We start from the raw sequence: 14,207 nt of genomic DNA, 5'->3' as shown, positions 1-14,207 counted from the left end.
GGAGAGTAGAATATGCAAAAGGTCGGCATCGGCATCATTGGATGCGGCAATATCTCGGGCGCTTACTTGAAGGCGATGGCATCCTTCCCGATCCTCGACATCAAGGGTGTCGCGGATATGAACGCGGAGATGGCCAAAGCAAAGGCCGAGGAATTTAACGTCGCCGCGCGAAGCGTCGACGATTTGCTGGGGGATCCGGAGATCGAGATCATCGTCAACCTGACGATCCCCAAGGCGCATGTCGAGGTGGGCTTGAGGGCACTGGATGCCGGCAAGCACACCTATTCGGAGAAACCGCTTGGCATTAACTTTGCCGAGGGCAAACGGCTTGCTGAAGCGGCGAAAGCGAAGAAGCTGCGCATCGGTGCGGCACCGGACACGTTCCTGGGCGGCGGTCATCAAACCGCGCGGACCCTCATCGATCAAGGCGTTCTTGGCACGCCAGTCGGCGGAACGGCGACATTCATGTGCCCGGGACACGAACGCTGGCACCCTAACCCCGCCTTCTACTACGAAGTCGGCGGCGGACCGATGCTGGACATGGGACCCTATTACATTACCGACCTCGTCAACCTCTTTGGACCCGTCGCCAAGGTGGCAGGCTTTGCCTTTTCGCCACGTACCGAGCGCCTGATCACCAGCGAGCCCCGCAACGGCGAGAAGATCCCGGTCCATGTGGCGACCCATGTCGCAGGCGCGCTTGCATTCCAGAACGGCGCGATTGTTCAGGTCGGAATGAGTTTTGACGTGGCTGGACACAGGCATGTCCCGCTCGAACTCTATGGCACGGACGGGACCCTGCTGGTACCCGATCCCAACCACTTTGGTGGCGAGGTCCAGCTTCTGGAAAAAGGGGGCGAGTTCGAAATCCAGGAACTGTCGTCGCCCTACGCGGATGGCAACTACCGATCGATCGGCGTCGCGGACATGGCCCATGCTATCCGCTCTAATCGCCAGCACCGAGCCAATGGCGATCTGGCGCTGCACGTTCTTGAAGTTATGGAAGCGTTTCAAACCGCATCGGACACGGGCACAACTGTGTCCATCACCACCGTCGTCGACCGCCCGGCCCCGCTGGCCGAGTCACTCGTAGATGACCGGATCGGTCAATAATTCTGAGGAGGAATAAAATGCGTGAAGCACTGATAGTATGGGGCGGCTGGAGCGGCCACGAGCCAGAGGAATGCTCGGTCATCATCAAGGACCTGCTCGAAGAGGAAGGTTTCAAGGTCTATGTCGAACATAGCACCGAAGCCTTCGCCGACCCTTCGGTCCATGATCTCAGCCTCGTCGTACCGATCGTCACCATGTCCAAGATCGAAAAGGAAGAGATCAAGAATCTCGCGACCGCAGTCGAGAACGGTGTCGGCATCGCCGGATATCACGGCGGCGCCGGCGACAGCTTTCGCGAGTGCGTCGAGTACCAGTTCATGATCGGCGGACAATGGGTTGCCCACCCCGGCAACATCATCGACTACACCGTCAACATCACCAAGCCGGAAGACCCGATCATGGCCGGGATCACCGATTTCCCCTACACGTCCGAGCAGTACTACATGCATGTCGACCCTTCAAACGAGGTTCTCGCGACGACAACCTTTACCGGCGATCACGCCTGGTGGATCGACGGAGTCGTCATGCCGGTCGCCTGGAAGCGCAACTACGGGAAAGGCCGCGTCTTCTATTCATCACTCGGTCACCAGGCTAAGGAATTTGCCGTTCCGCAGATGCGGGAGATTTTCCGCCGCGGCGCCAACTGGGCCGCGCGCTGAAGGCGTTAGAATCCTAACCTGATGCAAAGCCGCGTGTATCTGCACGCGGCTTTGCATAATGGCTACCGAAATGGGATTCAACTGACAGCGACCGGCCCAACAGCTTGTTTGGCTGTGAGCGTTTCAACCAAATGGTCTGCCAGTCGCATACTGAGTGCGACTGCGGGCATGGTCGGGTTTGCGTGCCCGCCCGTGGGGAAAACGCAACTTCCCGCAACGAAAAGATTGCTGACGCCGTGAACTTTGCAGTCACGATCGACAACGCCCTCTTCGGGCGAAGCGCTCATCCGCGTCAAGCCGATCTGGTGAAAGCCGTCATAGGCCTGATCACGGAGTGCTTGCAGGCGGGCGGATGCCGGGTGCAGGTAATCGAGCCTTCCCATGCCTCTTTCTTTCAGCCACCGATCGAGAACAGCATGCGACCTTTCTATCGATATGAGGTCCTCATTACGCACGCGATAATCGATAGCAACCGCTGCCACTTGATCCTGCTGCGTCGACGGCGATGGCATGACGGTGCTGGACATGTCGGGAGCCTGTTCGGCATGGTAGCGCAGCAAATAGCGTCGAGCGGGGTTGACGATCGGCACTCTCCGATCGCGGCGCCGCAGCAATTGGCCGATGGTGCGGCGAATATCCTTCAAGACCGACGCAGAGGGGACGAGATTGCGAAGATGATCCCGGTATCGACGACCTCTTCGAAGCCGCGAGCCAGCAGCTTTACCATTGGCAAAAAAACGGTAGAGACCCGTCAGTTGAAGGGCGAGAAACACCGCGGAAAGTCCAGCCGAATGGTGGAGGGCATTCGAGATGGAGATCGTGTCGAGCCAGAAGACGCAATTGAGTAAGCCGAGGCGCTTTTGCGCATCACCTGAAAGCTGGAAACGGCGCCGAAAAATGCCTCCCCCTTTGGTCGCTTGAAATGACAGCGCATCGACGCCGACGTCGTCTTCTAGTTCCACAATGGCAATGTAACCCGTCAGATGTCCTTGGTAGTAGCGCCCAAGTGCAGGGGAAAGAACCCCGGGATGCGCCGTGGGCAATTGGTGGAGCAATCGCACGTTCCCGATGCCGCCGGCGGCAAGCACCAGCCTTTGAGCGGGAATTCGCAAAGTCCCCGCCTTGCCTTGAAGGTGCAGATGAGTGACGGCGTGGTCAGAATTGAGCTCGATCGAGCTGAGAACCGTGTCTGGGAGAAAATGGATCAGCTTGGACTGATCGATACGGTCGCGGTACTGCAGGCCGAGGTTGGACTGAGAACTCCACCACTCTATGGCGTCGAGGTGAACCTCATCGGAATCGCCGTTTATTTGCTCATCACCTAAATCGATGTCGGCGACATTCAAAAACTTTAGCGCGTCTCCGTAGTAGCGACTTACCTCCTTATGGGAGATCGGCCATCCGGAGTTTGGAACATGTGGGCGCCGAAGAAAATCGATGTCGTCAAAGGCGACACATCGCCCTCCCCATAGCGATGATGTACCGCCCAGCCCACTCGCCGTTGCAGACATCAATGGAGCATGATGTTGATTTGCGAGACTGACGTGGCGTCCTGCATCGCCGTTCTCACCCGCTTCTACCAGGAGAACGCAGACACCCTGCTCCTCCAACCTGCACGCAAGAGCAAGGCCAACCGGACCAGCCCCGACGACGCAGACCTGAAACGGTATCGATGTCGCGTTGAGCGCGTCGTGAATCATGGCTTCTCATTTCTGCAAACCATGAACACTAAAAGGCGATCCTGCAGTCGTTACAACGACCAGATCTTGTCCTTCACTTTATATTCGGGAACTGCCTAAAAACGGGTGACCGATCCGTCGCCTGAGGTTGATGGAACCGGCAAGCAAACGCCCAAATCCGTCTCAACGCAAAGTCCCTCCCAAACCTGTTAAGCGCGCCGCCTATAAAAAAGTCCTGGTAAAAAAACGCACCTTCCAGCTGCACCGCAAAGGAGTACCAAGGCGGCAGGATCCACGGGGAAGCATCTGATAAAGGAGAGAAATTTGACAAAACTGATGAGATTTTTTGTTTGTCTGGCGTTCACCATGGTCCTCGCCCCAGCTGCTTGGGCGCAATCTGGAGAAGAGGATCACGGTGCTGCGGTGGAGAAAATGAATGCCTATGTCGGCTTCATGAACCGCGCCATCCGTGCGTCGGACTCACTTTCCCGATACGAAAGCTGGGTAAACATGAAGAAGGGTCCGACCGGTAAGGAACGCATCATTTACGGGCTTTACGCACCTTATGACGTTCGCACCGAAATTGCCAAAGCGGAAGAGGCAATAGGCGCAGAGCCAAAGATGCCTGATCTCGACGCAGCCATGACGCGGTTCATCGCCGTCTATAAGGAGCTTGCGCCGGTTCTGGAAAAGGCCAGCAAGTATTACGACCGCTCAGACTACAAGAGCGACAAGATGCAGGGTGGCAAGGAATTTCACACTCAGATCATCAAGTTTGCGGATGAATTTTCAACGGCAAGAACCGAGGCAGACACGCTTCTGGCCAAGGAGAAGCGTCTAATCGACTTGCAGGAACTGGCAGCGCTGGAGAAGGCCGAGGGCAAGAAATCACGCTGGCAGGTGCGTAACATCATGATCAAGGCGCAGGCCGTCATGGAGACATTGCCGAGCGGCGATGAGACAAAAGTCGACCTCGGCGCTTATGATACTTCGCTCAAGGACTATGCCGAGGCGGTGAAGGTGTTCGATGACTACGCGACTGAACATCCCGGCTCGTTCCACGTCTTCGAATCCAGCCCAGGAACGCTTCTCAGCAAGCTGCGGGACTTTCAGGAAAAACTGCAGAAGGCCAAGGGCGATGCTCGTAAAGCCGCCAACGATCTGGAGTGGATCTATAACGACTACAATATGATGGTTTCAACATCTCAGAGCGCAACGACGTTTTCAAATGATTGATCTATCCTATTGTGCAAATAGGATTTTCGGCGCGGCGGCCTTAGAACGCCGCGCGTCATCTTAGACGCATCAGAACCGTACGACGTCCTTTTTGCCCACACAGCGTATAATTCAAGATCAGTCCAGATTTCGGGTCCGATGAGGCGTGGCTGCCAAGATCAGAGGAAGCTGCATCCACCGGAGGGCTCGAGCCTATTGATCTGTATTCACGCGGTCACCGTTGCTGTCAAAGACGTGGAGCCTGGCTTCCGGCAGACCAACGCTGATCGAAGCCCCGGGCTGCAACAGTGCACGGTCGGACGAAAACAGCTTGAAGGGAAGCCCGTGTACCGTGAGGTGCAGGATAATACCGAGGCCTGTCGGCTCGACAAGCTCCACCTTGGCATCGACACCACCCGTCTCTGGTGAGACAACGACGTGCTCGGGACGGATACCGAGGGTCATGGCCTCGCCATCTCTAAGCGGAATCGTTCGGCCCAGGGGAAGCTGGCTACCGTCTGGCAAGGACATTGCGCTTCCATAGGGCTTTTGAACACAGCGGCCTTCAAGAAAGTTCATTCCTGGCGAACCGATAAACCCGGCGACAAAGAGATTGGCCGGACGATCGTAAAGATCGAGCGGCGCACCGATCTGCTGCACATAGCCGGCATTCATGGCGACGATGCGCGAGGCGAGCGTCATCGCCTCGATCTGGTCATGGGTGACGTAGACGGAGGTAGCACGTAGATCGGCATGCATCCGCTTGATTTCGGCGCGCATCTGCTCACGCAGACGCGCGTCGAGGTTGGACAAGGGTTCGTCAAAAAGGAAGGCTTTGGGTTGGCGCACAATGGCGCGCCCCATGGCAACGCGTTGACGCTGGCCGCCGGACAGCGCCTTCGGGCGCCTTGCAAGATAGGGATCGAGACCGAGCTTACTCGATGCTGACGAAACGGCCGCAGCAATCGCCTCCTTGGGGCTGCGGCGAAGCCGCAGGCTGTAGCTCATATTGTCGGCGACGCTCATATGCGGGTAGAGCGCATAGGACTGAAACACCATGGCAATGTCACGGTCCTTGGGCTTGAGATTGTTGACGAGTTGCCCATCGATGGAGAGCGTGCCCGAGGTGATTTCCTCCAGACCGGCGATCATACGCAGCAGGGTGGATTTGCCGCAACCGGAGGGGCCGACGAGAACGACGAACTCGCCATCGGCAATGGAAAGATCGACACCATGCAGGACAGGATGATCCCCATAGGACTTGGCGACGCGGTTCAGCTCGATGGAAGCCATGGATTTATCCTTTCACTGCACCGGCCGTCAGGCCCTGTACGAGGTATCTTTGGATCAGCAGGAAGAAGAGGCATGCGGGAATGAGCGCCAGGACGCCCGCTGCCATCATCTGCCCGAAATCGACGGAGAATTTCGACACGAATGTCAGGAGGCCGACCGGGAACGTCGCGCTCTGATTTCCAGAGATCAGCATCAGCGCAAAGAGAAGCTCGCTCCAGGCCGCGGTGAAGACGAAGCCAAGCGTCGCGGCAATTCCCGGAAGCGTCAGAGGCAGGATGATCTGGCGGAAGGCGGTAAAGCGGCTTGCGCCGTCGATCATGGCGGCCTCCTCCAGATCCTTCGGAACGCCGTCGAAGAAAGACTGCATGAGGAACGTCGCGAAAGGCACGTTGAACGCGGTGTAGACGATGACGAGGCCGGTCAGGCTGTTGGTCAGGCCGAGCGGCGACAGCATCTTGAAGATCGGTGCCACCAGCATGACCAGCGGGAACATCTGGGTGATGAGCATCAGGGCGATGATCCAGTATTTCCCGCGGAACTGGAAGCGTGAAAGCGCATAGCCGGAGAGTGACGACAGCACCGTAACGGCAAAAGCCGTTGATCCCGCCACGATGACGCTGTTCTTGAAGAACGTCGGAAAAGCGCTGTTTTCAATGACGAAGCGATAGTGGTCGAAGGTTGCGCGCGACGGCCATAGCCGCACACCCTCGCTATAGAGCAAGTCGTTCGGCGTCACCGAAACCTTGAGCAGCCAGAACAAGGGAAAGAGCGCGAATGCGATGTAGACGAGGATCGCCAGGCGATGCGCGACTGTCAGAAAAATTCGGCCGGTCACGGATCAATCCTTCTCGATGAGGCGCTGGCGCATGATGACGATCAGCATGGAATAAGCGAGCAGAAGCACGAGCAGAACCAGCGCGATCGCCGAGGCATAGCCAAAGTCCAGCCGCTTGAAGGCCTGGGTGAAAATATAGCTTGCAACGATTTGCGTGCGGTCAGCCGGACCACCATTCGTCATGACGATGATGAGATCGGCGAAGTTGGCAATCCAGACGGTACGCAGTAGAACGGTGATGGCGATCGTCGGCGCCAGGAACGGCAGGGTGATTGAGGTGAAGCGCTGAAGCGGGCTCGCTCCATCGATAGAGGCCGCCTCGTAAAGATCGCGCGGAATGGCCTGCAAGGCGGCCAATAGAGTGATGGCGAAGAAGGGTATGCCCCACCAGACATTGGCAATGATCGGTCCCCACATGGCAAGATGCGGATCGGCCAGAATGTTGTTCGGTGCCGAGAGCATGCCAAGCGATGTCATCCAGTATGGCAGCGGCCCGATCACCGGGTTGAACAACCAAGCCCAGTTGAGGCCGGCCAGAAAGGTTGGAACAGCCCATGGAAGAAAGACCAAGGCCTGGGCGATACCGCGACCGGCAAAGGGCTTGTCGAGCAGCAGGGCAAGCACAAGGCCGAAGAAGAATTGCAGGAACACCGACGCGCCCGTCCACCACAGCGTGTTCTTGAGAGCGCGGTAGAAGGCGGCATCCTGAGACAGTGTCTTGAAATGCTCGAGGCCGATGAAGCCCCCGGAAAACGGATTGAGCAACTGGACGTCGCGGAATGCGTAGGAAAGCCCGAGCACCAGCGGCACCATCATGACGGTGACGATGAGAACGAGGACGGGCGCGCTATAAAGCCATGGCTCAGCCGAGGTGGCCAGCCTTCGCAACATAGGTTTGCGCGACATCGCAGGTGCGGCGCTTGAAAATGACGACATCAATTGCTCCTCAGCGTAACGAAGTGTGGGCCGGAGGCCACGCGCTGATCTCAACTTCACGGCACGTCGCACAAAGGTGTTCGAGAACTTTGCGGTAACGACATGCGACAAAACAACGGCTTAAAGCGCGCTGATCAACAAGCTCGCTAAGCGCTTCAAAGCTCGTGGCAGCAGGAAGGTGGCGCATCTGGAAAGATACGCCACCGATTTCCATCACTTGGACTGAAGGAACTTCTGCTGCGCCTTCGTCATGTAGTCCGCCCACTGCTTGGCCAGGTCTTCGGGTGTGATGTCACCCAGAAGAGCTTCCTGGGACGTCTTGATCACGAGCGAATCCTTGAAGAACGCAAACTCCTGAAGGTAGGTCGGCATGGTTGTCGGCACGGCATTCTTGTCGGCCAGTTCCTCGAACCATCCCTTGAACTGCTCGCTTGCATAGAAGGGGTCCTTCTCGGCGGAGGTGTGAACTGGAAGAGCACCGGTCTTCTTGTTCCACTCGATATTGCCTTCAGGTCCTTCCAGCGTTTCGATCAACTTCCATGAGAGATCCTTGTCCTTCGAAGACGCCATCATCGACCAGCCGGCGAAGCCGATTGTCGGGAAGGTCTTTCCATCCGGTCCCTTCGGCATGGTCATGACGCCGAAATCTTCGCTTTTCATGCGCTGGGCGATGGCGATCAAAGCGTCCGGATCCTGATCGAGGAAGGCGCACGTGCCGGAATAGAAGCCAGCGACGATTTCGTTGAAGCTCCAGTTGACGCTGTCCTTCGGCGCGTAGCCGTTCTTGTAGAGATCAACGACGTAGGTGAGGCCCTTGACCCAGCCGGGGCTGTCGAATGTCGACTTGCCGTCCTTGGTGAAGAACTCATTGGAGCCGGCCATGGATGCGCCGAACATCACCCAGCCGTTCAGACCTCCGGCGCCGCCACGAAGGCAATAGCCATACTTGCCGGGAATGGCGGAAATCTTCTTCGACGCGTCGGCGAATTCGTCCAGCGTCTTTGGCAGTTCTTTCACGCCGGCCTGCTCAAGCAGCTTTTTGTTGTAGAACATCGCGCGCAGGTAGAAGCCGTAGGGCAGCATGTAGGCGGTGTTCTTCACATCGCGGCCAAGCTCCAATGCGCGCGGCGTCAGATCCGACGTGTACTGCCACTTTGCCAGATAGGGCTCCAGGCTCTCGAGCATGCCGTTATTGGCATAAAGCGACAGCCAGGTGTCAGGCATTTCCATTACGTCTGGAACATCGCCAGCCGATACCATGGTGGCAAACTTCTGGAAGGCCTCGTTCCACGGAAGCGATATGATTTCCACCTTCGTACCGGGATTGGCGGCCTCGAATTTGCCGACGAGGCTTTTTAGCGTCTCGGTACGCTCGGGGCTGGTGATGACCTCCACCAGTTTCAGGGTCGTGTCGGCAAGTGCCGTCCCGGTCATCATGGCGGTAAAGAATGCTGCTGCTACCAGTTTTTTCATGTCGTTCTCCCTTTTTGTTGTCGTCACAATGCGTCAGGCTGCGGCAGATGCCGCTCTGATGGCTGGTTCAAGATCATTCCAGAGAGCTTCAGTACCCTCCAGGCCCACATGCAGGCGCACGGAGCGCGGGCTGATGCCGAATGTGTGGGCGGAATTCGGTTGCGCCTTCTGCTCAAGCACCACCTCCCCTGGGACGATGAGGCTTTCATGTCCTCCCCAGGAAACGCCTAGTTTGAAAAGCTGAAGCTGGTCGGCGAAGGCCCGTACATCCACACCTTCTCGGAAGATGAAGGAGAAAAGACCGGACGTGCCGTTCAGCCCAGGCGGAAGACGGTTTGCAAGTCCCGGATGGCAAACAGCCTCCACGACGTCTAGCGCCTGCAAACGCGATGCGATCGCAAGCGCCGATTCCTGATGCGCCTTCATGCGGATGGGAAGCGTGCGCAGCCCGCGGATCAACAGCCATGCGTCGAAGGGCGACATCTTGCCGCCAAGATAGGGGTAAGCTTCTGCGCGGATACGGTCGATCATCGCCTTGGAACCGGCAACGACGCCCGAAACAACGTCGCTGTGACCACCGAGATATTTCGAAGCCGAATGCACCACCATATCGACGCCAAGCGCCAGGGGCGTCTGGAAAATCGGGCTGGCCCAGGAATTGTCGATGACTGAAATTGCACCGTGTCGCTTGGCAATGGCCGCCAAAGCACCGACATCATGCGCCTCCATCACCCAGCTTGTCGGGCTCTCCATGTAAAACAGCTTGGCGCCGGGCATCGCCTTCTCAACTCCGGCCTCATCGCGACCGTCGACATAGGTCACCTCAATCTTCATCCGCTTCATCAGGGTACCAAACAGACGGAAGGCATCTGGGTAGACGTGGCGCACCGCGACGATACGATCGCCGGGAGAAACGAAGGACAGTACGGTGGACGAAATCGCTGCCATGCCACTGGCAAAACCGAGTGCGTCTTCAGCACCTTCGAGCTTCGCCAGCATCTCTTCAAACATGCGAACGGTTGGGTTTAGCCCGCGTGTGTAAACAGGACGGCTCTTTTCGCCACGATAGGTCGCGACCATTTCGTCATAGCTTGAGAAGGTGAAGAGCGATGTCTGCACCAGCGGTGGTACCACGGCTTCGAAAGCGTGCGTTTCGTCATGCGCGACAATGAGCGATGCTGCATCAAAAAAATCAGAGCCTTGGCTCATTTGGACATGTCCTTGATATCTTCCTCGACGATCGCGAGGATTTTCAATGTTTCCTGCCGCGCCGCCGACGTGTCGCCGGCCACAATCGCGTTGAACAGGGTGCGGTGAAATGGAAAGGAGCGAGAGGCGAAATCGGGCCTGTCGAACGGCTTGGACCAGAAGCGCTCGAAGCCTTCGCGCATCTGCTCGAGCAATTGCTTGAACAGCGAATTGTGAGTGGCGTCGTAAATCGAAAGGTGAAAGGCAAGGTCCGCTTTGCCGGACGTACCCTCAGCCAGATGAACGCGCTCCATCTCTTCCAGCCGAAGACGCATCGTTTTGATATCGTCCTCGGTGCGGCGGCGAGCCGCCGCCATCGACGCCTCAACCTCGATCCCACGGCGCACTTCCAGCGTCATCAAAAGCGCGTCTCGCAAGCTCTGCGCCTCAATGGAAATCGGCATATGGACGGTCGCGGTGGAAATCGGCTTCAAGAGATAATTGCCGCTGCCCTTTCGGGAATCGATAATGCCAAGCGCCTGAAACTTTCGGATGACCTCACGAATGGTGGAACGCCCCACACCAAGAGCTGACATCAACTCACGCTCGGCAGGTAGTCGGCTCCCCGGTTTCAGATCAGCCCGTTCAACAAACTCGACAAGCGCGCCTTCGACCTGCCGTGCCCGGTCTATGACCGGTAGTGGCGTTATCGCATGCTTTTCGAGTGTCTGATCCATTTAGCCCCGCAACGTCAGCACTCATAAATTGGTCTGACATCTTACCGATTAACATAATCTTCATTTTTCGGAGGCGTCAAGCCAGACGTGCTGCAGATTTCCTATCAGAGTGGATTCTTTTTCGTTGCTTTGACCGCCTCTTACAATTTCGGGAGGGCCATTCTCAAAGCTGCAGAGTTCTGCGACCGCTGTCGTTGTGGGCGCCCAAATCGTCTGCAAGAAGCGTCTGCCCAGACGCGCGGTCGCCGCTTATCTAACTCGCAAGCTACGCTGCTTCTCATCAGCTTCGGAGATTTGGAACGTCAAACACGGGGGGTAAGCCGCAGCCGTTCGGTACCCGGCGGTGCGTCGAGTTTTTAGGGTGTCTGCTAAGTTTTGAATGTTGCAGATATTCATCCCGAGGAAGTTGCTGCCTCCGTTCACGATGAATGAGCGTCACACCCAACGCCGTGAGGAAGGAATGGCGGTGTCGAGCACTTTCTCAACTAGCTCGGCAGCGACACCTGGTAACTCATCGTCAAGATACGCCACCTTATGGTCCGCTTCTGGCAGCAACCACCATCTCACTCAGAAATTTGACCTATCACGAGCTTAGTTTCTGGAAGCTTGAAAGTAATCAATTCCGGCTTGAGCACATTCAACATCCTGCGCCGGCGTACCCGAACTCAGGCCAATTCCTCCGACGACCTCGCCATCAACGATCACTGGCAAGCCACCGCCGACAACCATAAGGCGCCCACCGATCGCAGAGTTGATGCCGTAGGCGGGATTACCTGGCAGGCTTGCCGTGCCGTAACTCTCGGTCGTTCGCTTTGCGCCCGCAGCCGTGTACGCTTTGTCTTGCGCAATGATGGTGCTGGTTATCTTACCTCCATCCATCCGTTCAAACGCGATCAACTGACCGGATTCATCGACAACAGCGATACACATTGGCACGCCAATTTCCGTCGCTTTGGCTCGCGCGCCTGCAATCAAGCTACGCGCATCCTCTATATCCAAGCGCTTGATGACCAACACTTGCTGTATCCTCCCTGTTTTTATGAACTCAAGCAAAGCACCACATTCGAAAGATCAACTGCGCGCAATAGCCTGTTACTCGACGTAATGATTACGATTAAACGAGATCGCCCCGATCTTCGGGGCGATCTCGTTTGGGCATCAAAGCGCAAGTTCACGGCGGAGCGTTTCCAGACGCTCCATCGCAATGACTCCCTCGGCGATCGTTGGCGCAGGAGTACTTGCTCCAGCGAGGGCGGGGACCACATCTGCAAGCAGAGAATGGTACCCTTTGGGATCCTCATTGGCCGCTGCCGTAAAATTCGGTTTCCATGTCAGCGTGTCGCAATCATCGTTCAGTGTTGCGCCGAGATCATCGATCTTGAATGGCGGGTTACGATGCCATTTGATGTCGATGACGTCGTCCACTTCGATCCGCTGGTGATCGCCCATGAGCTCGATGCGCTCGACCGGCGTGCCGCGCGATTGGATGGTGCCCATCGCAACATTCCCGATGGCCCCGCATTCGAATTCGAAGCCGACGTGGAAGAGTACGCGCCCCGGCGTCTTCTCGACTTTACGGGCAGTAATCGAGCGGACGGGCGAAACCAGGAAGGACACGAGATCCATGTAATGAACGCAATGGTGGAGAAAGAAGCCGGTATAATCGACGTTACCTACGAAATATCCTGGTGCAGTCATATAATAACCGGTCAATCCCAGGACATCGCCGAAACGACCGGACTTGACGATATTGGCCGCCATGCGATTACCGATTGAGTAACGTTTCATAAAGCCCAGAAGGAGCGGTTTCTTGGCCTTTTCCGACGCGGCCAGAAGTTCACGAGCACCTGCCGCACTACCCGACGGCGGCTTTTCCATGAAAACAGGCAGGCCCCGCTCAAGAGCCATCTTTCCGAAGGCCAAGTGCTGGTCAGGGCCAACCGCCATTCCAACCGCATCGAGGCCCGGCGTCTTCAACAGATCCCCAACGTCACTGACAAGATTGGTCACTCCGAACTGACGTCCAGCATCTCTCAGTCGCGCGCCATCTATATCGCAAAGCGCGACGAGTTCGACGTCATGGCGAACAAGCTGCGGAAGCAGCATCTGAGTTGCGTGAATGCCGCAACCGATCCAACCGATTTTCATAGTCATCGACGATATTCCGTAAGCAGGAGGTGAGATTTCATGAATGCACTCGATGCCGACAGGCGATCGCTCTCGTCTTCGTGGGGCGCCCGCCACTGGGCGAAAGGAACACCGAAACGGTCATCGGTACGACGAAAAGGTTCGAGCGAGACCGGCCCCTTGTAGCCAACTTCATGGAGGGCGCGGCAGACTTCGACCCAGTCCGTCAAGCCAGTGCCGGGGAAGCCACGATGGTTCTCGTTCGCCTGAAAATGGACAAGGCGATCCCCTGCGAGCCGGATGGCCTCTGAAAGAGAACTTTCTTCCATGTGCATGTGGAAGGTGTCGAGCATGAGCTTCACAGCCGGATGATCAACGGCATCGAGCAGTTCCATCGCCTGCTGCGTCGTACAAAGGACGTCGCTCTCGAAACGGTTGAGGGGCTCGACCGCCAGAACAATGCCAGCATTCTGCGCGTAATCTCCCGCTTCCTTCAGCCCTTTGACACACCGGTCTTTTCGAGCAAGGCGCTCAGACTCTTCCACGGGCTGCGGTGGACGACCCGCAAATACGAGAGGGTTTCCCGTCAGGGGCCCCCCGACGACCGTCGCGCCAAGACCGGCGGCGCAATCCACCGTGTATTTCAGGTAATCTATGCCTGCGCGGTGGGCGTCGGCGTCTGCAGAGGACAAGTTCCTCTGCAGATTCACACGTGCGGCGAGAACGACGCCCAGCCCGGCATCATCGAGAGCGCTTTTGGTGGCCTTGATGTCGAGTTCGCCGAGCTCTGGAACAAGAAGTTCAACAAAGTCATAGCCATGCTCGCGCATCTTTAAGAATAATGGGAAGTGCTCGGCCGTGAACGGGCGGGCATATTGCATTGAAATCAGCCCGATAGGGTTCATGTTTGCGTCCTTTTTACTGCGTAGATATTGAGTTTCTTGCGAGGGTT

Annotated in this window: 13 protein-coding genes; 3 read left to right on the top strand and 10 right to left on the bottom strand. The window is 56.9% G+C overall.

All coding sequences use genetic code 11. The features are described 5' to 3' along the window. Positions 1-12: 12 nt before the first annotated feature. Positions 13-1,113 (top strand): Gfo/Idh/MocA family protein, encoded by a 1,101-nt coding sequence (locus ACTJK5_RS18005; RefSeq protein WP_113178985.1) that lies wholly within the window; start codon positions 13-15, stop codon positions 1,111-1,113. A gap of 17 nt (positions 1,114-1,130) precedes the next feature. Next, positions 1,131-1,772 (top strand): ThuA domain-containing protein, encoded by a 642-nt coding sequence (locus ACTJK5_RS18000; protein WP_062442427.1) that lies wholly within the window; start codon positions 1,131-1,133, stop codon positions 1,770-1,772. 77 nt (positions 1,773-1,849) lie between these two features. Here ACTJK5_RS18000 and ACTJK5_RS17995 read toward each other — a convergent pair whose 3' ends face one another. Continuing rightward, positions 1,850-3,472, bottom strand: a complete 1,623-nt coding sequence (locus tag ACTJK5_RS17995) for a GMC family oxidoreductase (RefSeq protein WP_113178986.1) — start codon at positions 3,470-3,472, stop codon at positions 1,850-1,852. Between the two features lie 345 nt (positions 3,473-3,817). Here ACTJK5_RS17995 and ACTJK5_RS17990 point away from each other — a divergent pair, with 345 nt between their 5' ends. Beyond that, positions 3,818-4,687: a YiiG family protein gene (locus ACTJK5_RS17990; RefSeq protein ID WP_440612935.1), complete on the top strand. Its 870-nt coding sequence runs from the start codon at positions 3,818-3,820 to the stop codon at positions 4,685-4,687. Positions 4,688-4,879: 192 nt separating this feature from the next. Here ACTJK5_RS17990 and ACTJK5_RS17985 read toward each other — a convergent pair whose 3' ends face one another. The 9 genes from ACTJK5_RS17985 to ACTJK5_RS17945 all read right to left on the bottom strand — a co-directional run bounded on the left by ACTJK5_RS17985 (position 4,880) and on the right by ACTJK5_RS17945 (position 14,160). Continuing rightward, positions 4,880-5,959 carry a sn-glycerol-3-phosphate ABC transporter ATP-binding protein UgpC gene (locus ACTJK5_RS17985; RefSeq protein WP_113178988.1) on the bottom strand — a complete coding sequence of 360 codons (1,080 nt, stop codon included), beginning with the start codon at positions 5,957-5,959 and terminating at the stop codon, positions 4,880-4,882. Between the two features lie 4 nt (positions 5,960-5,963). Then, positions 5,964-6,794, bottom strand: a complete 831-nt coding sequence (locus ACTJK5_RS17980) for a carbohydrate ABC transporter permease (protein WP_113178989.1) — start codon at positions 6,792-6,794, stop codon at positions 5,964-5,966. Between the two features lie 3 nt (positions 6,795-6,797). Then, entirely contained in the window at positions 6,798-7,700 is a 903-nt protein-coding gene (locus ACTJK5_RS17975; RefSeq protein ID WP_376784964.1) for a carbohydrate ABC transporter permease, read from the bottom strand. A gap of 243 nt (positions 7,701-7,943) precedes the next feature. Beyond that, on the bottom strand, positions 7,944-9,203 hold the full coding sequence (locus ACTJK5_RS17970) for an ABC transporter substrate-binding protein (protein WP_113178990.1): 1,260 nt from the start codon (positions 9,201-9,203) through the stop codon (positions 7,944-7,946). A gap of 33 nt (positions 9,204-9,236) precedes the next feature. After that, positions 9,237-10,412 (bottom strand): PLP-dependent transferase, encoded by a 1,176-nt coding sequence (locus ACTJK5_RS17965; RefSeq protein ID WP_113178991.1) that lies wholly within the window; start codon positions 10,410-10,412, stop codon positions 9,237-9,239. Next, a complete protein-coding gene (locus tag ACTJK5_RS17960; protein WP_062597899.1) occupies positions 10,409-11,128 on the bottom strand; it encodes a FadR/GntR family transcriptional regulator in 720 nt (239 codons plus the stop codon). Before ACTJK5_RS17960 ends, ACTJK5_RS17965 begins: the two co-directional genes overlap by 4 nt. 591 nt (positions 11,129-11,719) lie before the next feature. Then, positions 11,720-12,145, bottom strand: a complete 426-nt coding sequence (locus ACTJK5_RS17955; RefSeq protein WP_062597900.1) for a GlcG/HbpS family heme-binding protein — start codon at positions 12,143-12,145, stop codon at positions 11,720-11,722. A 141-nt stretch (positions 12,146-12,286) separates the two neighbouring features. Next, on the bottom strand, positions 12,287-13,282 hold the full coding sequence (locus ACTJK5_RS17950) for a Gfo/Idh/MocA family protein (protein WP_112956404.1): 996 nt from the start codon (positions 13,280-13,282) through the stop codon (positions 12,287-12,289). Next, entirely contained in the window at positions 13,279-14,160 is an 882-nt protein-coding gene (locus ACTJK5_RS17945) for a sugar phosphate isomerase/epimerase family protein (RefSeq protein WP_113178992.1), read from the bottom strand. The genes ACTJK5_RS17950 and ACTJK5_RS17945 overlap by 4 nt, the downstream gene beginning before the upstream one ends. Between the last annotated feature and the right edge of the window lie 47 nt (positions 14,161-14,207).

Source organism: Agrobacterium sp. 22094 (assembly GCF_052046015.1).
GTDB lineage: Bacteria > Pseudomonadota > Alphaproteobacteria > Rhizobiales > Rhizobiaceae > Agrobacterium > Agrobacterium cavarae.
Note: the sequence above shows the minus strand (reverse complement) of the source record. Positions and strands in the feature narration are given on the sequence as shown.

Coding starts and splice junctions, on each gene's coding strand:
- ACTJK5_RS18005 (WP_113178985.1), top strand. CDS start 13: ATGCAAAAGGTCGGCATCGGCATCATTGGATGCGGCAATATCTCGGGC.
- ACTJK5_RS18000 (WP_062442427.1), top strand. CDS start 1,131: ATGCGTGAAGCACTGATAGTATGGGGCGGCTGGAGCGGCCACGAGCCA.
- ACTJK5_RS17995 (WP_113178986.1), bottom strand. CDS start 3,472: ATGATTCACGACGCGCTCAACGCGACATCGATACCGTTTCAGGTCTGC.
- ACTJK5_RS17990 (WP_440612935.1), top strand. CDS start 3,818: ATGGTCCTCGCCCCAGCTGCTTGGGCGCAATCTGGAGAAGAGGATCAC.
- ACTJK5_RS17985 (WP_113178988.1), bottom strand. CDS start 5,959: ATGGCTTCCATCGAGCTGAACCGCGTCGCCAAGTCCTATGGGGATCAT.
- ACTJK5_RS17975 (WP_376784964.1), bottom strand. CDS start 7,700: ATGTCGCGCAAACCTATGTTGCGAAGGCTGGCCACCTCGGCTGAGCCA.
- ACTJK5_RS17970 (WP_113178990.1), bottom strand. CDS start 9,203: ATGAAAAAACTGGTAGCAGCAGCATTCTTTACCGCCATGATGACCGGG.
- ACTJK5_RS17965 (WP_113178991.1), bottom strand. CDS start 10,412: ATGAGCCAAGGCTCTGATTTTTTTGATGCAGCATCGCTCATTGTCGCG.
- ACTJK5_RS17960 (WP_062597899.1), bottom strand. CDS start 11,128: ATGGATCAGACACTCGAAAAGCATGCGATAACGCCACTACCGGTCATA.
- ACTJK5_RS17950 (WP_112956404.1), bottom strand. CDS start 13,282: ATGACTATGAAAATCGGTTGGATCGGTTGCGGCATTCACGCAACTCAG.
- ACTJK5_RS17945 (WP_113178992.1), bottom strand. CDS start 14,160: ATGAACCCTATCGGGCTGATTTCAATGCAATATGCCCGCCCGTTCACG.